Source organism: Bradyrhizobium sp. USDA 4451 (assembly GCF_054822585.1).
The window spans coordinates 1834264-1853533 of sequence record NZ_JBTRCH010000001.1; the positions used below are offsets into that span (position 1 = coordinate 1834264).

Annotated in this window: 19 protein-coding genes; 11 read left to right on the forward strand and 8 right to left on the reverse strand. The window is 64.4% G+C overall.

Going from position 1 to position 19270, the window contains the following annotated elements:
- Positions 1-202: 202 nt before the first annotated feature.
- The 7 genes from ACVMB0_RS08460 (at position 203) to ptsN (ending at position 7205) form a co-directional block, all read left to right on the forward strand.
- Positions 203-817, forward strand: a complete 615-nt coding sequence (locus tag ACVMB0_RS08460) for a ribonuclease H-like domain-containing protein (RefSeq protein WP_461345914.1) — start codon at positions 203-205, stop codon at positions 815-817.
- A gap of 170 nt (positions 818-987) precedes the next feature.
- Positions 988-1719 (forward strand): LPS export ABC transporter periplasmic protein LptC, encoded by a 732-nt coding sequence (gene lptC / locus ACVMB0_RS08465; protein WP_461345915.1) that lies wholly within the window; start codon positions 988-990, stop codon positions 1717-1719.
- Positions 1720-1724: 5 nt separating this feature from the next.
- On the forward strand, positions 1725-2459 hold the full coding sequence (locus tag ACVMB0_RS08470) for an LptA/OstA family protein (protein ID WP_461345916.1): 735 nt from the start codon (positions 1725-1727) through the stop codon (positions 2457-2459).
- Between the two features lie 426 nt (positions 2460-2885).
- The gene (gene lptB / locus ACVMB0_RS08475; RefSeq protein ID WP_456751225.1) at positions 2886-3869 is read left to right on the forward strand and encodes an LPS export ABC transporter ATP-binding protein; all 984 of its coding nucleotides are present in this window, start codon (positions 2886-2888) and stop codon (positions 3867-3869) included.
- Between the two features lie 204 nt (positions 3870-4073).
- Positions 4074-5729, forward strand: coding sequence for an RNA polymerase factor sigma-54 (gene rpoN, locus ACVMB0_RS08480; protein WP_461345917.1), 1656 nt, complete (start codon positions 4074-4076; stop codon positions 5727-5729).
- A 183-nt stretch (positions 5730-5912) separates the two neighbouring features.
- Complete coding sequence (hpf, locus tag ACVMB0_RS08485; protein ID WP_456751223.1) at positions 5913-6512, forward strand: ribosome hibernation-promoting factor, HPF/YfiA family; 600 nt, start codon at positions 5913-5915, stop codon at positions 6510-6512.
- Between the two features lie 231 nt (positions 6513-6743).
- A complete protein-coding gene (gene ptsN / locus ACVMB0_RS08490; RefSeq protein ID WP_029082506.1) occupies positions 6744-7205 on the forward strand; it encodes a PTS IIA-like nitrogen regulatory protein PtsN in 462 nt (153 codons plus the stop codon).
- A 237-nt stretch (positions 7206-7442) separates the two neighbouring features.
- Here ptsN and ACVMB0_RS08495 read toward each other — a convergent pair whose 3' ends face one another.
- Complete coding sequence (locus ACVMB0_RS08495) at positions 7443-8081, reverse strand: TetR/AcrR family transcriptional regulator (protein WP_163153963.1); 639 nt, start codon at positions 8079-8081, stop codon at positions 7443-7445.
- 329 nt (positions 8082-8410) lie between these two features.
- Here ACVMB0_RS08495 and ACVMB0_RS08500 point away from each other — a divergent pair, with 329 nt between their 5' ends.
- The 4 genes from ACVMB0_RS08500 (at position 8411) to ACVMB0_RS08515 (ending at position 12457) form a co-directional block, all read left to right on the forward strand.
- A complete protein-coding gene (locus tag ACVMB0_RS08500) occupies positions 8411-9214 on the forward strand; it encodes an SDR family NAD(P)-dependent oxidoreductase (RefSeq protein ID WP_461345918.1) in 804 nt (267 codons plus the stop codon).
- Between the two features lie 35 nt (positions 9215-9249).
- Complete coding sequence (locus ACVMB0_RS08505) at positions 9250-10380, forward strand: DUF5938 domain-containing protein (protein ID WP_461345919.1); 1131 nt, start codon at positions 9250-9252, stop codon at positions 10378-10380.
- A gap of 141 nt (positions 10381-10521) precedes the next feature.
- On the forward strand, positions 10522-12045 hold the full coding sequence (locus ACVMB0_RS08510) for an AMP-binding protein (protein ID WP_461345920.1): 1524 nt from the start codon (positions 10522-10524) through the stop codon (positions 12043-12045).
- Positions 12046-12118: 73 nt separating this feature from the next.
- On the forward strand, positions 12119-12457 hold the full coding sequence (locus ACVMB0_RS08515; RefSeq protein ID WP_461345921.1) for a DUF6665 family protein: 339 nt from the start codon (positions 12119-12121) through the stop codon (positions 12455-12457).
- Between the two features lie 68 nt (positions 12458-12525).
- Here ACVMB0_RS08515 and ACVMB0_RS08520 read toward each other — a convergent pair whose 3' ends face one another.
- From ACVMB0_RS08520 to ACVMB0_RS08550, 7 genes are all read right to left on the reverse strand, one after another.
- A complete protein-coding gene (locus ACVMB0_RS08520; protein WP_456751218.1) occupies positions 12526-12795 on the reverse strand; it encodes a BQ00720 family protein in 270 nt (89 codons plus the stop codon).
- A 50-nt stretch (positions 12796-12845) separates the two neighbouring features.
- Positions 12846-13271, reverse strand: coding sequence for an Hsp20 family protein (locus tag ACVMB0_RS08525; RefSeq protein ID WP_212019554.1), 426 nt, complete (start codon positions 13269-13271; stop codon positions 12846-12848).
- 170 nt (positions 13272-13441) lie between these two features.
- A complete protein-coding gene (locus ACVMB0_RS08530; RefSeq protein WP_461345922.1) occupies positions 13442-14524 on the reverse strand; it encodes a sn-glycerol-3-phosphate import ATP-binding protein UgpC in 1083 nt (360 codons plus the stop codon).
- Complete coding sequence (ugpE, locus tag ACVMB0_RS08535) at positions 14524-15372, reverse strand: sn-glycerol-3-phosphate ABC transporter permease UgpE (protein WP_456751216.1); 849 nt, start codon at positions 15370-15372, stop codon at positions 14524-14526. The genes ACVMB0_RS08530 and ugpE overlap by 1 nt, the downstream gene beginning before the upstream one ends.
- Positions 15372-16253, reverse strand: coding sequence for a sn-glycerol-3-phosphate ABC transporter permease UgpA (gene ugpA / locus ACVMB0_RS08540; RefSeq protein WP_173639768.1), 882 nt, complete (start codon positions 16251-16253; stop codon positions 15372-15374). The genes ugpE and ugpA overlap by 1 nt, the downstream gene beginning before the upstream one ends.
- Positions 16254-16315: 62 nt before the next feature.
- Positions 16316-17632, reverse strand: a complete 1317-nt coding sequence (ugpB, locus tag ACVMB0_RS08545; RefSeq protein ID WP_456796988.1) for a sn-glycerol-3-phosphate ABC transporter substrate-binding protein UgpB — start codon at positions 17630-17632, stop codon at positions 16316-16318.
- Between the two features lie 201 nt (positions 17633-17833).
- Positions 17834-19039 (reverse strand): CaiB/BaiF CoA transferase family protein, encoded by a 1206-nt coding sequence (locus ACVMB0_RS08550; RefSeq protein ID WP_461345923.1) that lies wholly within the window; start codon positions 19037-19039, stop codon positions 17834-17836.
- Between the last annotated feature and the right edge of the window lie 231 nt (positions 19040-19270).

Here is a 19270-nt window from a genome sequence, read left to right on the forward strand (position 1 = left end):
AACGCCCGGCTGAGCCGCCCGGCAACTGCCTTTCCGCTCGCATCCGGGGCGTTTGGGGCAGAGCGTTTTCGAGCGAAGCGGATACCGGTTCGCGTAAAGAAAACGCGTCAAAACAAGAGTCTAGAGCTCCGTTCCGATTTCATCGGAACGGAAAAGGCTCTAGTGTCGCCTGTCGAATCGAACCGACCCGAGGCCTTGATACATGACCATCCGCCTGCATCGCAGCGACCTGCCCGATCTCACGCGCTACACCGATTCCGTTGCGATCGACACCGAGACCATGGGGCTGCATCCGCATCGTGATCGGCTCTGCGTGGTGCAGATGTCGAACGGCGACGGCACCGCCGACGTGATCCAGATTCCGAAGGGCCACACCGATGCGCCGAACTTGAAGGCGCTGCTCGCCAATCCCAAGATCACCAAGATCTTCCATTTCGCGCGGTTCGATGTCGCGGTGCTCTACAACACTTTCGGCGTGATGCCGACGCCGGTCTATTGCACCAAGATCGCCTCGCGGCTGTCGCGCACCTACACCGACCGCCACGGCCTGAAGGATCTGGTGCGCGAGGTGCTCAACGTCGAGCTGTCGAAGCAGCAGCAGTCGAGCGACTGGGGCGCGCAGAGCCTCAGCGAAGCCCAGCTCGCCTACGCCGCGTCCGACGTGCTGCATCTGCATGCGCTGCGCGACAGATTGAATGCGATGCTCGCGCGCGAAGGACGCGCCGACCTCGCTCAGGCCTGCTTCGATTTCCTTCCCGCCCGCGCCAGGCTCGATCTCGATGGCTGGGAGGCCGAGGACATCTTCGCCCATTCATGAATTCGCCGTTCATGATGGGCGTCGAATTCGTCGCGGCAGGGGCCGTTCCGCCCCGTTTCGGCCAAACTGTTCACGCGTGGTCTCCTTGCGGGGGCGCGACGCGAGGTCCGGGCTGCATAATTGGGCGGCTCCGGCTAGAATAGGGGCAATTTCGTGCCTCTGGAGCTCAGGTGAATTCGGTTCAGAATCCAGCCTATGTGACTGGCCTCGAGGCGCGCTTTGCTGCCGCCGCGCGGCACAGCCGCATGGTGCGGATCCTGCGCGTCGCGGTGCCCGCTGTGGTCGGGCTGTCGATGGCCTCGATCATCTTCGTCTCGGTCTACAATCCATTCCGCGAACTGATCCCCAAGCTGCCGGTCGAGATGGACAACCTCGTGGTGTCGGGCACCAAGATCACGATGGAATCGCCGCACATCGCCGGCTTCTCGGCCGACGGGCGGCCCTACGAGATGTGGGCCAAGGCGGCGATCCAGGACGTCACCGATCCCGACCATGTCGAGCTGAAGACGATCCGCGCCAAGGTCGCGCAGCAGGACGAGTCGACCGTAACGATGGATGCGCGCACCGGCTTCTTCGACAACAAGAAGCAACTGCTCGATCTGCGCCAGGATATCTTCCTGCAATCCTCCACCGGCTATGAAGCGAAGCTGACTCAAGCCTTCGTCGACATCAACAAGGGCAACGTGTCGTCGGACGAGCACGTCGACGTCAAGCTGCTCCAGGGCACGCTGACATCGGACCGGCTCAGGATCTACAACAGCGGCGAGCTCGTGCGTTTCGAAGGCAATGTCGTGATGTATCTCGACAAGCTCGGCGACAACAATCCGAGCCCGCAAGCCGAGCCCGCACCGCCTCCTCCTCCGGCGCCGCCGAAGGCGCGCAAATCCGCCAACCCGAAATGATTTTGATGATGAGACGTTTTCCGTACGGCACGGCAATTGCGACTTTCCTGCTTGCGCTGCTCGCGAGCGGCGCGGCCTTCGCGCAAGGCTCGATGAGCGGCGTTCCCAACGCCATGCAGGGCTTTTCGCAGAACCGCGATCAGCCGATCCAGATCGAGGCGGCTGCGCTCGAAATGCGCGACAAGAAGAAGGAGGCGACCTTCTCCGGCAATGTGAAGGTCGTGCAGGGCGACACCACCATGACCTCGAAGATCCTGGTCGTGTTCTACGAGGATAAGTCGACCCAGACGCCGGCGCCCGCGCCGGCCGGCACCAAGGCCGCGGCCGCCAAGGGGGGTGCCGCGCCGATGCAGTCGGCGACGCCCGGGCCCGGCGGCGCGTCCTCGATCAAGCGGCTCGAGGCGAAAGGCAATGTCGTCGTCACCCAGAAGGACCAGGTCGTCACCGGCGAGACCGCGATCTTCGACACCAAGACCAATCTGATCACCATGCTCGGCGGCGGCGGCGGCCAGGTGGTGCTGACCCAGTGCCAGAACGTGCTGCGCGGCGATCGTCTGCTGGTCGACATGACCACCGGCGTCTCGCGGGTCGAGTCCGACAGCGGCAAGGTTCAGGGCCTGTTCATCCAGTCGCAGGGCGGCCAGAGCGGCAAGGGCGGCTGCGGAACGCCGGCCGCGCCGGGCGCGGCGCCTGCCGCCCCGTCGCCGCTTCAATTGATTCCCGGCAGCAAGCCGAAATAGCCGACCAGTGGTGCGAGGATGGCCATCAGAGTTGCTGGCGGCGCCCCGGCTGCGGCCAGCCCGTAAGCCCCCCGTCAGCTTTGGCCAAGCCATCAAAAGCAAGATAGATCAATGCATTAGATAATATTTTGCAGCCGCGAGGTTGAAGCGCGCGGGGTGAGGCTGTATCTACTGCTGCGGCCCGGCCGAACGATGCGCCTTGAGGGGGAGTCTTGTCGGCCGGAGGGGCATCCATTCATTCAAGGCGCGGGCGATCGCGCTTTGCCGTGTTGTTTGAGCATGATCTCCGCCGCAAACGCGTCCGCTTTTGTTGCGCAGGGAAGGCCGGTGTTCAGTTTTCCGGCTCATGCTTGCGCCTTCGCATGCGAATCGATTGGTCCGCAGGCAAAAGTCGCGGGATCCGTGAAAGGCTGAAGCGAAGCGGGGATGGTGGATTTTCTCGGCATGTTCCGGCGGCGCCCTGCGAAACGCAGTTCCGGATTTGCGCGCGCGCATGACGACATCACGGCGCTCGGCGACCAGTTCGGCGAGATGCTGACGTCTCCGGTGCGCGACGCACCGCCGATGGCGCGCGCCGCGTCGGCGCCCGCAGTCGAGCTGCGAGCCCAACCGGCCGCAGCGCCCGCACCGGCGCGTGCGCGGCCCGCCCGCAACAACGCCACGGCGGCGCCCCAGCTGATCAAGCGGCCGGGCTATCTGGCTGTGCATAGCGTGGAAAAGAGTTTTGGCAGCCGCCAGGTCGTGCGCGGCGTCAGCATCTATGTACGCCGCGGCGAGGCGGTCGGCCTGCTCGGGCCCAACGGCGCCGGCAAGACCACCGTGTTCTACATGATCACCGGCCTGATCAAGGCCGATCGCGGCGCGATCGAACTCGACGGCCACGACGTCACCAAGCTGCCGATGTACCAGCGCGCACGCCTCGGCATCGGCTATCTGCCGCAGGAAGCCTCGATCTTCCGCGGCCTGTCGGTGGAACAAAACATCCGCGCCGTGCTCGAAGTCGTCGAGCCTTCGAAGAAGAAGCGCGAGCACGAGTTGGATTCGCTGCTCGACGAGTTCAACATCACGCGGCTGCGCAAAAGCCCGTCGATCGCGCTGTCCGGCGGCGAGCGCCGCCGCGTTGAAATCGCGCGCGCGCTGGCGACGCGGCCCAATTACATGCTGCTCGACGAACCGTTCGCCGGCATCGACCCGATCGCGGTCGGCGACATCCAGGACCTGGTCCGCCATCTCACCAACCGCGGCATCGGCGTGCTCATCACCGACCACAATGTCCGCGAGACGCTCGGCCTGACCGACCGCGCCTACATCGTCTATGCCGGTGAGATCTTGACTGAGGGCAGCCCGGAGGAGATCGTTAACGATCCGGATGTACGCCGGCTTTACCTTGGCGAGGAATTCCGCCTGTAGCGCATGATCCGCCAAAGTGTGAAGCGGTGTGGCGACAAGATCATGCGCAAATTAGAGAATCTGACGCGCGATCGGACGCAAAACCGGACGTCCACTTTTGCTGATCGCGCTTACCCCAAAAATTGCATCCGTCAAGCCGTGTACAAGCTTCACGGACTAAGATAAGCAAGAATCGAGCCAACTTTCAGGGTCGATCTTGCCTCCATGGCGCTGACGCAAAGACTAGAGTTCCGCCAGTCGCAGTCGCTGGTGATGACGCCGCAGCTGATGCAGGCGATCAAGCTGCTGCAACTGTCGAACCTGGATCTGTCGACCTTCGTCGAGGAAGAGCTGGAGCGTAACCCGCTGCTGGAGCGGGCGGCCGACGGGCCGGAACCCCCGGTGGCGGGCGAGCCGACCATGGAGCGGGCGGACTACGGCGATTCCGACGGTTCGAGCAGCTACGGGGATGAGGGCGACTCGTCCGAGATGGCCGCGGGTTCCGGTGGCGAGGCCGCTTTCGAACCCGGGCAGGAGGAATGGCTGAACCGCGACCTCGGCACCCGCGCCGAGATCGAGCAGACGCTCGATACCGGTCTCGACAACGTGTTCTCCGAGGAGCCGGCGGAAGCCGCCGCGCGCGCCGCGCAGGACGCGCCGCCGTCGGTCTATACCGAATGGGGCGGAGGCGCCTCCAGCGACGACGAGTACAATCTCGAAGCCTTCGTGGCCGCCGAGCTGACGCTCGCCGATCACCTCGCCGAACAGCTCGCGGTGGCGTTCTCGGCGCCGGCGCAACGCATGATCGGGCAGTACCTGATCGACCTGGTCGACGACGCCGGCTATCTGCCGGCCGACCTCGGCCAGGCTGCCGAGCGGCTCGGCGCATCGCAGGAAGCGGTCGACGAGGTCGTCGCGGTGCTGCAGAAATTCGATCCGCCGGGCGTGTGCGCGCGTAACCTGAGCGAGTGCCTAGCGATCCAGCTGCGCGAGCTCGATCGCTACGATCCGGCAATGCAGGCGCTGGTCGAGCATCTCGACCTGCTCGCCAAGCGCGACATCGCGGCCTTGCGAAAGCTCTGCGGCGTCGACGATGAAGACATCACCGACATGATCGCGGAGATCCGCCGGCTCGATCCGAAGCCCGGGCTGAAGTTCGGCACCTCGCGGACGCAGACCATGGTGCCTGACGTCTATGTGCGTCCGGGTCCCGATGGCGGCTGGCATGTCGAGCTCAACAGCGACACTCTGCCGCGCGTGCTGGTCAACCAGACCTATTACTCTGAGCTGTCGAAGACGATCCGCAAGGACGGTGACAAGTCGTACTTCACCGACTGCCTGCAGAACGCGACCTGGCTGGTCCGCGCGCTCGATCAGCGCGCCCGCACCATCCTCAAAGTCGCGACCGAGATCGTCCGCCAGCAGGACGGCTTCTTCACCTATGGCGTCGCGCATCTGCGGCCGCTCAATCTGAAAGCGGTCGCGGACGCGATCCAGATGCATGAATCGACGGTGTCGCGCGTCACCGCCAACAAATACATGGCGACCAATCGCGGCAGTTTTGAATTGAAGTATTTTTTCACCGCGTCGATCGCGTCCGCCGACGGCGGCGAGGCGCATTCGGCCGAAGCGGTGCGTCACCACATCAAGCAGTTGATCGACGGCGAGGCGCCGTCAGCGATCCTGTCCGACGACACGATCGTGGAACGTTTGCGGGCCTCGGGCATTGATATTGCCCGCCGCACCGTCGCGAAATATCGCGAGGCGATGCGGATACCATCCTCGGTGCAGCGCCGCCGTGACAAACAGAGCATGCTTGGTAATGCCCTTTCGGCCCCTGCCTCCTCATCCGACCGGTCGCGCGATACAGCCCCCGTTTAGGTTACTTCTTGAGCATGCCCCCGTCCGAGTACGGAGCGGCCCATGCGCTCGTTGCGTTCGCGCCAAATCGGGATAGTCTCAATCTCCAGGTGAAGCGTCGTCCAGAGAGGGAGGTTACCGGAAGCCCAGCAAGCATCATGCTCCAGCAAGAGTGATCGAGGCATCCAGCAATCGAGGCATCAAATGACCCTTCGTATCTCGGGAAAGAGCATCAGCATCGGCGAGGCGCTTCGCGCGCGCGTCAGCGAGCGCACCGACGAGGTCCTGCGAAAGTATTTTGATGGCAACTATTCCGGTCACATCACCCTGAGCAAGGATGGCTTCGGCTTCCGCACCGACTGCGCGCTGCATCTGGATTCCGGCATCACGCTGGAAGCCGAATCCAACGCCGCCGACGCCTATGCCAGCGCCGATGCCGCGCTCCTGATGATCGAGAAGCGTCTGCGCCGCTACAAGAGCCGGCTCAAGGACCGCTCCGCGCGCAAGGCCTACGCCGCGACCGCCGCACTTGCCGAGTTGAACGGCGCAGGCCTCGACGCGCCGAGCTACGTGATCGAGGCGCCCGAGAACGAGGACGAGGTCACCGAATACAGCCCCGTGATCATTGCCGAGGCAACCACCGCGCTGAAGCGGCTGTCGGTCAGCGAAGCCGTGATGGAGCTCGACCTGACCGGCGCCTCCTGCCTGGTGTTCCAGCACGGCGGCAGTGGCCGGTTGAACATCATATACCGCCGTACGGACGGCAATGTCGGCTGGGTCGATCCGCCCGCGGTGAGCCCCTGAGGATAGTTGGCCGATGGCATTGACGTCCGAAGCCAGCCCTGCTTATGGTCCGCCGCCTCCAGGAATAAGGGGGCGGAACAGGGTTCGCAGGTGTTGGCACCGCCGATACGTTGGAGTAGAAGCCCTGCCAGCTGGACCCGGGCTAAGCCCGCATCCCACCTCAACTTCTTGACGCCGCCGCTGTAAAGCCTATTTCGCAACCTGACGGTTCATTCACCTCGGAACGTCCCAATGCCGATTACCGATTTGGTCGCACCCGAGGCGATACTTCCGGCTTTGAAAGTCATCAGCAAGAAGCAGGCGCTGCAGGAACTCGCCGCGCGTGCATCGGCGTTGACCGGGCAGAACGAGCGTGCCGTTTTCGAAGTGCTGTTGCAGCGCGAGAAGCTCGGCACCACGGCGGTCGGCTACGGCGTTGCGATTCCGCACGGCAAGCTGCCGAAGCTCGAGAAGCTGTTCGGCTTCTTTGCCCGCCTCGAGCGCCCGATCGATTTCGAGGCGATGGACGGCCAGCCGGTCGACCTGATCTTCCTGCTGCTGGCGCCTGAAGGCGCCGGCGCCGACCACCTCAAGGCACTGGCGCGCATCGCCCGCCTGCTGCGCGACCAGGACGTCGCCAAGAAGCTGCGCGCCTCGCGGGACGCCCAGGCGATCTACTCGGTGCTCGCGCTGCCGCCGGCGAGCGCGGCGTAATCGTTCGCGTCAGCGAACTCGTTCGCGCAGCTGTCACCAGAGCATAGCCAATGCGTCACGTGATGACGTTCGCCAATGCGTTGTTGATGTTTGAATTCCCGTAGCCCGGATGGAGCCAACGGGTCGCGCGAACGCGCGCCCGATGACAGGCTCCGCGCAATCCGGGAAAGTCTCGCCGCCGGCACAAATCCCCGCTGCGCTTCATCCGGGCTACGAAGCTGTGTACGTCGCAACGTCTCAGCAGATCGTCGGCAGCAGACGGCGGACTTCGTCGAGCAGGTCCGGAACGGCTTTTTTGTCGTCTGCGAGATGCCTGAGCAGCGCGCTCTGGAACAGGCCGTCGAACAGCGCGTAGAGCGCCGCCGGTGACGATGCCGGGCGTTTGTTGCCGAGCTCGGCATAGCGCGTGGCGATGCGCCAGATCATCGCTTCCAGGCTCTTGTCGATCTCGAGCACATCCTTGCGAAATGCCGGTTCGAACATCGCCTGCGAGCGCAGATCGTACCAGAGTCGATGCATGCGCGCTTCATTCTCGAGCGTCGCTGCGAGCTTGGCGAGGAAGCCTTCGGTCAATTCGTCGCGGCTCTGTGCAGTCGTCACCACCTCGTCATAGCGCGTCACGCATTTCGCCTTGTAGTGACGCACGCAGCAGCAGATCAGATCGAGCTTGTCGCTGAAGTAGTAGTGAAACACGCCGTGCGTGAAGGCGGAGTTCTGCGCGATCTCGCGCAGGCTGGTGCGCGCGAAGCCGAGTTCGCCGAGCGTCTCAAGCGCGGCCTCCGCAAGTTCGATGCGCCGTGCGTTGAACTTCTCGTCGCGCAGCGTCTCGGCCGCTACGGCAACACGCTGGGCCGCTCCTGTCGCTTGCCGCGCCATCCGGTGCCTTTCCTCTTCTTCCTTTCAGCAGCTTATACCGCGGCAACCGCGGCGCGCTCCATCTCTTCACAGCATCCTCTTTGACACTTGTCAAATTCAGGCTTGACAAGCGTCAAGTTCCTGGACGAGGGTTGGGTCAATAATTTGGACAACCGTCAAGACGGCTGACCAATCGACAAAACAGGAGGAAATGCACCGCGGGGCGCCAAGGCTGCGCCCCGCCGCCGCCGGCCGCGACCACCAATGCGCTCCAAATGCGCGAAGCGCCCCGGCCCGCGCTGCCCCCGTCCGCAGCACCATCAATCAGCAAGCAAAGGGAGGACTACGTCATGAGTGGGAAGAGCCTCGAAGGCAGGAAAGCCCTGGTGACCGGCGGCGCCCGGGGGATTGGCGCTGCGATCGCACAGGCGCTGGCGCGCTCCGGCGCCGCGGTCATGATCGGCGATATTCTCGAAAGCGTCGGCAAAGACACCGCCGGCGCGATCGCCAGGGCCGGCGTGAAGACCGGCTTTGCCAAGCTCGACGTCACCGACGATGCGCAATGGGAGCGCGCCGCCGCCGCGACGGTCGAGACGCTGGGCGGCTTCGACATCCTGATCAACAATGCCGGCATCGAGATCACCTCGCTGGTCGCCGACATCAAGGCCGAGGACGCGCGGCGGATGTGCGACGTCAACATCGTCGGCACCGTGCTCGGCATGAAGCACGCCTTCCGCGCGATGCGGCCGGGTGGCGCCGCAGGCAAGGGTGGCGCCGTGGTCAACATTGCCTCGGTTGCCGCGACGATCGCCTTCCCGAGCATCGCCGTCTATTCCGGCACCAAATCCGCGGTCGATCGCATGACCCGGGTCGGCGCGATGGAAGCCGGCAAGCTCGGCTACGGCGTGCGCGTCAACTGCATCTATCCCGGCCTGATCCCGACCGACATGGGCCTGCAGCTCGCCAACGACATCGTGAAGATCGGCCTCGCGCCCGACGTCAACGCCGCGGTCGGCTCGGTGGTCGAGCAGACGCCGCTCGGCAAGCTCGCGGAGGTCACCGACATCGCCGACGCCGCGGTGTTCCTGTGCTCGAACGATGCCCGCTTCATCACCGGCATCGGCCTGCCGGTCGACGGCGGCATGGGCATGTAGCAACAAGCCGACAACAGGCATTTCGGAGGAACGCAATGAGCGAGAAGAAGCCCGTCATCGTCTATGGCGCATCCGGCTACACCGGCCGGCTGGTCTGCGAATATCTGCGCGAATACAACATCCCCTTCATCGCCGCCGGCCGCAGCGCCGACAAGCTCAACGCCGCGATGAAATCGAACGTGGCCGGCATCGAGACGGCCGACTACGAAGTGGTGACGGTGCCGCACACCGCGAGCGCGCTGACCGAATTGTTCAAGGGCGCTTCGGTGGTGCTCAACACCGTGGGCCCGTTCGCCAAGTTCGGCATTGAGGTCGTGCAGGCCTGCCTCGCCGCCAGGTGCCACTACACCGATACGACGGGCGAGCAGGACTGGCTGATCACGCTCGAGCAGGAGTTCGGCACCAAGTTCGGCAATGCCGGCCTGCTGCTGGCGCCGGGGATCGCGCAGATGTACACCACCGGCGAGATCGCCGCGCAGCTCTGCCTGGAGACGCCCGGCCTCGACACGCTCGATATCGCCGTGTTCTGGGGCGGCAGCCCGACCATCGCCTCGACGCAGACCATCCTGGTCAACGCCGCGATGGCCAAGGCCTATTACCTCGAGCAGAACAAATACGTCGAGCATCAGCCCGATGCCGGTCTCACCAGCCTCGCTATCCCCGGCCAGCACGAGCTGGCGCTGGCGCTGCCCTGGGGCGGCACCTCGCACCCGGTGTGGTTCAAGCGCGATCCGCGCGTCGCCAATGTGAAGGTGCTGGGCGGCGTGTTCAATCGCGCGCTGATGCTGGGCGTGCCGCAGATCGTCGCCGCCGCGCTGGAGGCGACCAAGGACATGAAGCCGGATGAGCGCTACGCCGCGCTGGCGCAGACCGCGGCCGGCGTGATGAACACCATGCCGCCGCGCGAGAACCCGCGCGTCAACAAGTCGCTGGATTCGGTGTATGCCTCCGGCCCGCTGGGGCGCGCGCACTGCGTCATCTACGGCAACAGCAACTACAAGCAGACCGGCATGCTGCAGGCCTATGCTGCCGCGCACCTGCTGCAGCAGCCGCCCAAGCGCGTCGGCTTTGCCTCGGCCTGCCAGGCGTTCGGCCATCATGAGCTGCTCGGGCAGTTGCGCAGCTTCGGCCTGGTCGGCAAGCCGGTCCTGACCGTCCACGACTAGGCCTGAGCCCCGATCGGATCGGGGCTCAGCACTCCGTTCCCTGAAGCGTTTTCGTCAAGCGGACAGGTATCCGCTTTGCTCGAAGACGCACTGCGGGTGACGCAGTCGCGCGTCACCCGCCCCCCTTTCGCGAGACCCGCCATGCGCTTCATCGATTATCTCGATAAGGGTGCCTCGCTCGGCGCCGACGCGCCGTGCCTCACGATGGATGGCCGCGACCTCAGCTATGGCGAGGTGCAACGGCTGAGCTACCGCATCGCGCGCGGGCTCGAGCGATCCGGCATCACGCCCGGCGAGAAAGTCGCGATCCTCTCAAGCAACGATCCGCTCGCGTTTGCCTGCGTGTTCGGCATCTCGCGCGCCGCCGCGGTGTGGTGCCCGATCAATCCGCGCAACGAGGCGGCCGAGAACAAGTTCATCCTCGATCAGTTCGATTGCAGCCTGCTGCTGTTTCATTCGAGCTTCGCCCCGATGGTCGACGCCGTGCGTCAGGATCTGCCCAAGCTGCGCGCGCTGGTCTGCCTCGATACCGAACTGCCGTTCGCGCCGTCGTTCGACCACTGGCTCGGCGGGCTCGCCGGTGATGTCTATCAGCGCGACACGATCGACGATCTCGCGATGATCCCGGGCACCGGCGGCACCACCGGCAAGCCGAAGGGTGTGATGCTGTCGGGGCGCAACATCGAGGCAATGACCGCGCTGACCCTGATGGGCTACCCGTTCGAGGGCCGCCCGATCTATCTCGCGCTGGCGCCGCTGACGCACGCCGCCGGCGTGCTGTGTTTTCCGATCATGACGCTGGGCGGCCGTATCGTGATCATGCACCACCCCGACATCGGCGAGTTCCTGGCGCTGATCGAGCGCTATCGCGTCACCCACACCTTCCTGCCGCCGACCGTGATCTACATGCTGCTCGATCACCCCAGGCTCGACGCGACCGATCGCAGCTCATTGCAGTGCTTCTGGTATGGCGCGGCGCCGATCTCGGCGACCCGGCTTGCCGAAGCCTTGCGGCGGATCGGGCCGATGGCGCAGCTGTTCGGCCAGACCGAGGCGCCGATGATGATCTCGATGATGGCGCCGGCGGACCATTACAATGCGGACGGCACCATCGCGCTGGAGCGCCTTGCGTCCGCGGGGCGGATCGGCCCGCTGGTGCAGGCCGGCATCATGGACGGCGACGGCAAGCTCTTGCCGGCGGGATCGCGCGGCGAGATCGTGGTGCGCGGCTCGCTCGTCATGGAGGGCTACTACAAGAACCCGGAAGCCACCCGCGAAGCATCAGTGCATGGCTGGCACCACACCGGCGACATCGGCTACATCGACGGCGACGGCTATCTCTACATCGTCGACCGCGCCAAGGACATGATCATCACCGGCGGCTTCAACGTCTACTCGATCGAGGTCGAGAACGCGTTGCGCGCCCATGCAGCTGTGCAGGATTGTGCGGTCATCGGATTGCCCGATGACAAATGGGGCGAGCGCATCGTCGCCGTGGTGCAGCCGCGCGCCGGCCACACCGTCGACGCGGGAGCGCTGGCTGCGTTCGTCAAGCAGCAGATCGGCAGCATCAAGACGCCGAAGCAGATCGAGGTCTGGGACGACCTGCCGCGTTCCAAGGTCGGCAAGGTGCTGAAGCCGGACATCCGCGCGCGATTGACCTGAGCGTGTATTGACATCCGGCCTGTGGCGCCAGACAAGCGGGGATAGTATCGCGCTTGCGACCCGAGGGATCGGTATGTCCCGTGACTTTCGCCTTGATCGCGTTCCCGTCGACGTTCTCGCCTACGAACTCGCCGAAGAAAGCGCGAGCGCGCTCGGACGCATGGGCCGCGCGCTGGAACAGGCGCTCGCCAGGCTCCGGGAGTTTGATGCCGCGCATCCGCCCTCCGAAGCTAGGCAGCAGGCCCGGCGCATCCTCGTGCGGGAAGCCGGTCATGCGCTCTGGATGTTCGTGGTGCAGCGGGAGGCCTGCGGGCTGCGCAACAACCGGATGCTGATGCGCGACTATAGCGTGCCCGGCGAGGTGCAGCTCAGCATGGGTCCGCTACTGGCCACGTCGACCTCATCCCAATAAAAAAGCGCGGGCCGTCTCGGTGTCGAGGCCTGCCCGCGCATTGTATCGGCGGATGCTTCAGCCGTGCGTCAGTGGACGCTGACGGCCTGCAACTCGTTGCTCCAGGCGTTGGCGATCGCGGCTTCGCGGCTGTCGGTCAGCATGATCGGCGTGCCGTCGGCGGCATGTAGTGCGAACAGCTTGAGGCCGGGCGCGATCTTCGGCGCCTGCGGAAAGAGGTCGGGCACGTCCTCGGAACGGACCTGCTTCACATAGGCGATGTGGCCTTCGCCCAGATGAGCCAGTGCTTCCGGCGTGACGCTGGTGGATTCGATGGTCGTGGTACTCAGCTCACTCATGGTCTCGACTCCTCAGTCAGATAAGCGGTCGAGTCCGCTCGTTGTTTCTATTATTCGTGTTCATTGATAGCGATTGTCTTAATGACCCGTTCAGGTTCTGGCCTGGCCAGGTCGATCGACAACAGCCCGTTCTTCAGATCCGCGCCCAGCACCTGCATCCCCTCCGCCAGCACGAAAGTGCGCTGGAAGTGGCGCGCGGCGATGCCGCGATGGATGTATTGCCGAGCCTTGTCGTCCTGCTGGCGGCCGCGGATGACGAGCTGATTTTCCTCAATAGTTACATCGAGTTGGTCGCGGGTGAAGCCCGCCACCGCCAACGTGATGCGCAGCTTTTCAGGCTGCCCGTTGGACCGGTCGCACCGCTCGATATTGTACGGAGGATAGCCGTCGGCGCCCTTTACGACGCGGTCGAGCGCACGCTCGATCTCGTCGAATCCCAGCAGGAACGGACTGGACAACGATGGAACACGAGACATTACAAAGTCCTCTCGAAGCGACTTTGAGGGGCCCTTGCGGCGCCCCATGCAACCGGCGGGCCGTCGGGCCTCCGGTCAGTGAGGGATATGGGGGCGATCTGGATAGCGTTCAAGCAGCCCCGAAACCAGCCTAAACGCCCGCAACATGAGGGCAAATTCTTCTCGATCTGTTACCCCGCGAGCCGTGTGCGGCCATCGGCGGTAAAAAGATGCAGTTTGTCGCGCGGGGCCACTGCGCGGATCCGCTCGCCGATCGCCGGACCGGTGGCGCCGGGAACCCGGACGATCACCTCGCCCGGCGGCAGCTCGCCCGGATTGGCAGCAACGCCCCGCTCCTCGCGCTGGCGGCTGCCATAGACGAAGGTTTCGGCGCCGACATGTTCGATGGCCTCGACCGTCAGGTCGAGCGCAACGCCGCCGGGCGCGGTCTCGCCCGTGATCACAAAGTCCTCCGGGCGGATGCCGACAATGCCGGCACCGTCGGCGCCTGATATCTGGGAGGTCAGCTCGTCCGAGCGCAGCGGCATCAGGTTCATCGGCGGGGCGCCGATGAAGGAGGCGACGAAGGTGGTCGCCGGCTTCTGGTAGATCTCGAGCGGATTGCCGATCTGCTCGACCTGGCCGCCATTCATGACCACCAGGATGTCGGCCAGCGTCATTGCCTCGAGCTGGTCGTGGGTGACGTAGATCGAGGTGGTGTTGAGCCGGCGCTGCAGCTTGCGGATCTCGACCCGCATCGCGATGCGCAGCTTGGCATCGAGGTTCGACAGCGGCTCGTCGAACAGGAACACCTTCGGCTGGCGCACGATGGCGCGGCCCATCGCGACCCGCTGGCGCTGGCCGCCGGAGAGCTGGCGCGGCTTGCGCTCCAGCATCGGCGACAGCTCGAGCACGCGCGCGGCTTCCTCGACCCGGGTCCTGATCTCGGCTTCGGCCATGCCGCGGTTACGCAGGCCGTAGGCCATGTTGTTGTAGACGCTCATATGCGGATAAAGCGCGTAGTTCTGGAACACCATCGCGATGTCGCGATCGGCGGGCTCAACCTGGTTGACGACGCGGCCGCCGATGTCGATCTCGCCGCCGGTGATGGTCTCGAGCCCGGCGACCATGCGCAGCAGCGTGGACTTGCCGCAGCCGCTTGGGCCGACCAGCACGCAGAACTGGCCGTCGCCGACGTCGACATCGACGCCCTTGATGGCCTCGAAGCCGCCGGGATAGGTCTTGCGGACACTGCGCAGCGTGACGTTGGCCATTACTTTTCCGTCTCCACCAATCCGCGCACGAACAGTTTCTGCATCACGACGACGACGAATACCGGCGGCAGCATCGCGAGCAGCGCGGTCGCCATCACCACAGGCCATTCGGTCAGCGCGTCGGTCGTGGTGATCATCTTGCGGATGCCGACCTGGATGGTCTGCATGTCGTCGCGCGTCGTGATCAACAGCGGCCAGAGGTACTGATTCCAGCCGAGGATGAACAGGATCACGAACAGCGCGGCCATGTTGGTGCGCGACAGCGGCAGCAGCGTATCCCAGAAGAAGCGGAACGGGCCGGCGCCGTCGATCCGCGAGGCCTCCAGCAATTCATCCGGCACCGTCATGAAAAATTGCCGGAACAGCAGCGTCGCGGTGGCGGACGCGATAAGCGGCAGCGACAGGCCTGCGTAACTGTCGAGCAGATGCAGGTCGGCGACGATCTTGTAGGTCGGATAGATGCGCACCTCGACCGGCAGCATCAGCGTGATGAAGATGATCCAGAAGATCGCCATCCGGAACGGAAAGCGGAAATACACGATCGCATAGGCCGAGATGATCGAGATCGCGATTTTGCCGACCGCGATCAACAGCGCCATGATCAGCGAGTTCAGCATCATGTTGAGCACCGGCTCGCGGGTCGAGCCGCTCGTGCCGACAAACAGCGTCTGGTAGTAGGTCTCGAGGAAATGGCCGCCGGGCAGCAGCGACATCTGGCCGTTGGCGATGACGGCGTTGTCCTGGGTCGAGGCGACGATCGCCAGATACACCGGGAAGGCGACGATCGCGATCCCGATCCACAGGATGACGTGAGCCAGATAGCGCTGGAAGCCCTCCTCCTCGACCATCAGTAGGTCACCTTGCGTTCGACGAAGCGGAACTGGATGCCGGTCAATACGACGACGATGACCATCAGGATGACCGACTGCGCCGCCGACGAGCCGAGATTGCCGCCGAGCAGGCCGTCGGTATAGACCTTGTAGACCAGCGTTTCGGTCGCCTTGCCGGGGCCGCCGCGGGTCATCGTGTCGATGATGCCGAAGGTGTCGAAGAAGGCGTAGACGATGTTGATGACCAGCAGGAAGAAGATGGTCGGCGACAGCAGCGGGAAGATCACGGTCCAGAACCGCCGCATCGGGCGGGCGCCGTCGATCGCCGCGGCCTCGATCACGCTCTTGGGGATGCTCTGGAGCCCTGCGAGGAAGAACAGGAAATTGTAGGAGATCTGCTTCCACGCCGCGGCGAGGATGATCAGGGCCGCCGCCTGGTCGCCGTCGAGCAGCGGATTCCAGTCAACCCCCATGGCGCGCAGATAGCGCGACAGCACGCCGAGCGAAGGGTGCAGCATGAACACCCAGAGCACGCCGACCACCGGCGGGGCGACGGCATAGGGCCAGATCAAGAGCGTGCGGTAGAGCGTCGAGCCGCGCAGCGGCTTGTCGGCCATGACAGCGAGCAGCAGCGCAAACGACAGCGAGGACACCGCGATCGCGAACGAGAACGCGAAGGTCCTGACGATCGCGGCGAAATAGGCCGGGTCCTTGAACAGCTCGAGATAGTTCTCGAACCAGACGAAGGTGGTGGACAGGCCGAAGGCGTCCTGCAGCAGGAAGGACTGGATCACCGCCTGCGCGGCCGGCCAGTAGAAAAAGATCAGGACGATCGCGAGTTGCGGGGCAACCAGCGCGTAAGGCAACAGCTTTGATTGGAAAATCGCTTGCTTTTGCATGACATCCTGAAAAATGGCAGGCCGCATGATGCGGCCTGCCGGATCGTCGGTCTAGGGCCGGATTATTTCACGGCGGTCTTTTCAAACTGCCGCAGCATCTGGTTGCCGCGCTCGACGGCCGAGTCCAGCGCCTGCTTGGCGGTCTTCTTGCCGGCCAGCGCCTGCTCGATCTCCTCCGACCACATGTCGCGCAGCTGCACCATGTTGCCGAGGCGCAGGCCGCGGGAGTTCTCGGTCGGCTCCTTGTTGGTGAGCTCGAGCAGCGGGGTCTCGAGATAGGGCTGGTCCTTGTAGAAGCCCTCTTCCTTGGCCTTGGCGTAGGCGGCCTTGGTGATCGGCAGATAGCCCGACGCCTTGTGGATCCAGACCTGGCGATCGGTGTCCGACAGGAAGGTCAGGAACTTGGCCACGCCCTTGTATTCCTCGGCCGATTTGCCGCCCATCACCCACAGCGAGGCGCCCCCGATGATCGAGTTCTGCGGCGCGCCCTTGACGTCGGGATAATACGGCATCGGCGCGGCGGTGAAGTTGAACTTGGCCTGCGCCTTGACGTTGCCGAAGAACGCCGACGAGGTCAGGTAGATCGGGCACTCGCCCGAGGTGAAGCGGCCTTCGCCGGTGTTGGTGCGGCCGGCATAGTCGTAGGTCTTGTCCTTCTGCAGCTCGACCAGGTTCTCGAGATGCTTGACCTGCAGCGGACCATTGAATTCGAGCACGGTGTCGAAGCCGTCGAGGCCGTTGGCCTTGCTGGCGAGCGGCACGTTGTGCCAGGCCGAGAGCTGCTCGAGATTGACCCAGGTGACCCACGAGCCGGAGAATCCGCAGGTGGTGTAGCCGGCGGCCTTCAGCTTCTTGGCGTCGTCGAACACTTGCGGCCAGGTCTTCGGGATCTCCGCGATGTTGGCCTTCTTCAGCGCGTCGAGATTGACCCACATCACCGTCGACGACGAGTTGAAGGGGAACGACAGCATCTCGCCCTTCGAGGTCGAGTAGTAGCCGGTGATCGCGGGCAGATAGACGCTCGGATCGAACTTCTCGCCGGCGTCCGCCATCAGCTTGTAGACCGGCTTCACGGCGCCGGTGGCAGCCATCATCGTCGCGGTGCCGACCTCGAACACCTGCATGATGTGCGGCGCGTTGCCGGCGCGGAATGCGGCGATGCCGGCGTTCATGGTGTCGGCGTAACCGCCCTTGTAGGTCGGGATCACCTTGTAGTCGGACTGCGACGCGTTGAAGTCGTTGGCCAGCTTGACGATGACGTCGTTGTTGGCGCCGGTCATCGCGTGCCACCACTGAATCTCGGTCACCGCAAATGCAGGCGACGCGAATGCAAGCGTAGCGGCGGCGACAGCAGCAGCGCCCAATCGTCGAAAAATCATCAAGGCCCCTCCCGGTTGGAAACGTCATGTTTCGTTGCGCGCGTTATCAGCGCCGGATGACGTTCAAATGACCGTATAAACGAAAGCCATCGTAGGGGGGAAGCCGCGACAAAGGGAAGCGGTAAAAAAGGCGAAGAAGCCGGCGCCTTGCGGTGCAGCGCCAGACGCGACGCTGCACCGCACGGCTGACGGATGGTTGTGTCAGCGCTTGCGCTGGGGGCCGCAGACCACGCCCTTGTCGACCAGGCCGTTGATCTCGTCCTTTGAGTAGCCGAACTCGCCGAGCACTTCCGTGGCGTGCTGGCTGAATTTCGGCGGCGTGCGGCGCAAGCTTGGCTTGGTGCGTTCGAGCCGGATCGGCGAGGCGACGCCCTTGTACCAATCCTTCTCGATGACGTCGCCGCGATGGATCGTGTGCGGGTTGGTCAGCGCCTGGTCGATCTTCTGCACGGGGCCGGCCGGCAGGCCGGCGGCGAGCAGCCGGTTGCACAGCGGCTCGGCCTCGTGCTGGCTGAACACCGCCGCAAGCTCGACCCGCAGCGCGTCGCGGTTGGCGATGCGGTCCTTGTTGCGGGCAAAACGCGGATCGGTGCCGAGCTCCGGCTTGCCGATCTCCTTGGCGAGCTTGCGGAACGTGCCGTCATTGCCGACGCCGATGAAGATGTTGTCGGTCTTGGTCGGGAAGATCGCGTAGGGAACGAGGTTCGGATGCTCGTTGCCGGTGAGCTGTGGCGGCTTGCCGTGCATGAAGTAGTTCGCGGTGTGTGGATGCATGATCGCAAGCCCGGTCTCGTACAACGTGGTCTCGATGAACTGGCCGAGCCCGGAGCGCTGCCGCTCCGACAGCGCCATCAGGATGCCGATCGCGGCATAAAGACCAGTCGTGATATCGACCAGCGGCACGCCGATGCGCATCGGGCCGCTCTCCGGCGAGCCGGTGGCCGCGATCATGCCGGTCATCGCCTGGATGATTGCATCATAGCCGGGGTTGCCGCCGCGCGGGCCGTCGGCGCCGAAGCCGGAGATCCGGCAATGCACGAGGCGCGGAAACTTCGCGCGCAGCACGTCGTTTCCGATGCCCCATTTGTCGAGCGTACCCGGCTTGAAATTCTCGATCAGCACGTCGGCGGTCTCGAGCATCTTCATCAGCACCGCGCGTCCGCCTTCGGAGGCGAGGTCGAGGCCGATCGAGCGCTTGTTGCGGTTGATGCCGACGAAATAGGCCGCGTCTTCCTCATGGAAGGGAGGGCCCCACTCGCGCACCTCGTCGCCGGCGGGCGGCTCGACCTTGATCACATCGGCGCCGTGGTCGGCGAGAATCTGGGTGCAATACGGGCCGCCGAGCACGCGCGTCAGATCGATCACGCGCAGTCCAGTCATCGCGCCCGCAGCCGCTGGGGTATTCATGGAAACAACCTTCGCTCAGTTGGGATTGGAAATGCGGTCCCAGAGCTAACGGTCTTCAGGCAAGGCAGCAATGCTTTGATCGGCGCAGGCCCATGCAGGGGCGGCGCGGGCGTTCGCCAAACGAACCGGCATCTGAAAGACAATGGTCCGCCACGTATCGCGGCGGACCATTGCGTGATGTGGAATGAGAGCGTTTTCGAGCGAAGTGGATACCGGTTCGCGTGAAGAAAA

Excerpts from the sequence above, each read along its gene's own strand:
- ACVMB0_RS08515 (WP_461345921.1), top strand. The coding sequence starts at position 12,119 with ATGTCCCGTGACTTTCGCCTTGATCGCGTTCCCGTCGACGTTCTCGCC.
- ACVMB0_RS08500 (WP_461345918.1), top strand. The coding sequence starts at position 8,411 with ATGAGTGGGAAGAGCCTCGAAGGCAGGAAAGCCCTGGTGACCGGCGGC.
- ACVMB0_RS08530 (WP_461345922.1), bottom strand. The coding sequence starts at position 14,524 with ATGGCCAACGTCACGCTGCGCAGTGTCCGCAAGACCTATCCCGGCGGC.
- ugpB (WP_456796988.1), bottom strand. The coding sequence starts at position 17,632 with ATGATTTTTCGACGATTGGGCGCTGCTGCTGTCGCCGCCGCTACGCTT.
- ACVMB0_RS08470 (WP_461345916.1), top strand. The coding sequence starts at position 1,725 with ATGATGAGACGTTTTCCGTACGGCACGGCAATTGCGACTTTCCTGCTT.
- ugpA (WP_173639768.1), bottom strand. The coding sequence starts at position 16,253 with ATGCAAAAGCAAGCGATTTTCCAATCAAAGCTGTTGCCTTACGCGCTG.
- ACVMB0_RS08460 (WP_461345914.1), top strand. The coding sequence starts at position 203 with ATGACCATCCGCCTGCATCGCAGCGACCTGCCCGATCTCACGCGCTAC.
- ACVMB0_RS08525 (WP_212019554.1), bottom strand. The coding sequence starts at position 13,271 with ATGTCTCGTGTTCCATCGTTGTCCAGTCCGTTCCTGCTGGGATTCGAC.
- ugpE (WP_456751216.1), bottom strand. The coding sequence starts at position 15,372 with ATGGTCGAGGAGGAGGGCTTCCAGCGCTATCTGGCTCACGTCATCCTG.
- ACVMB0_RS08550 (WP_461345923.1), bottom strand. The coding sequence starts at position 19,039 with ATGAATACCCCAGCGGCTGCGGGCGCGATGACTGGACTGCGCGTGATC.
- hpf (WP_456751223.1), top strand. The coding sequence starts at position 5,913 with ATGACCCTTCGTATCTCGGGAAAGAGCATCAGCATCGGCGAGGCGCTT.
- rpoN (WP_461345917.1), top strand. The coding sequence starts at position 4,074 with ATGGCGCTGACGCAAAGACTAGAGTTCCGCCAGTCGCAGTCGCTGGTG.
- ACVMB0_RS08520 (WP_456751218.1), bottom strand. The coding sequence starts at position 12,795 with ATGAGTGAGCTGAGTACCACGACCATCGAATCCACCAGCGTCACGCCG.
- ACVMB0_RS08510 (WP_461345920.1), top strand. The coding sequence starts at position 10,522 with ATGCGCTTCATCGATTATCTCGATAAGGGTGCCTCGCTCGGCGCCGAC.
- lptB (WP_456751225.1), top strand. The coding sequence starts at position 2,886 with ATGGTGGATTTTCTCGGCATGTTCCGGCGGCGCCCTGCGAAACGCAGT.
- ACVMB0_RS08495 (WP_163153963.1), bottom strand. The coding sequence starts at position 8,081 with ATGGCGCGGCAAGCGACAGGAGCGGCCCAGCGTGTTGCCGTAGCGGCC.
- ptsN (WP_029082506.1), top strand. The coding sequence starts at position 6,744 with ATGCCGATTACCGATTTGGTCGCACCCGAGGCGATACTTCCGGCTTTG.
- ACVMB0_RS08505 (WP_461345919.1), top strand. The coding sequence starts at position 9,250 with ATGAGCGAGAAGAAGCCCGTCATCGTCTATGGCGCATCCGGCTACACC.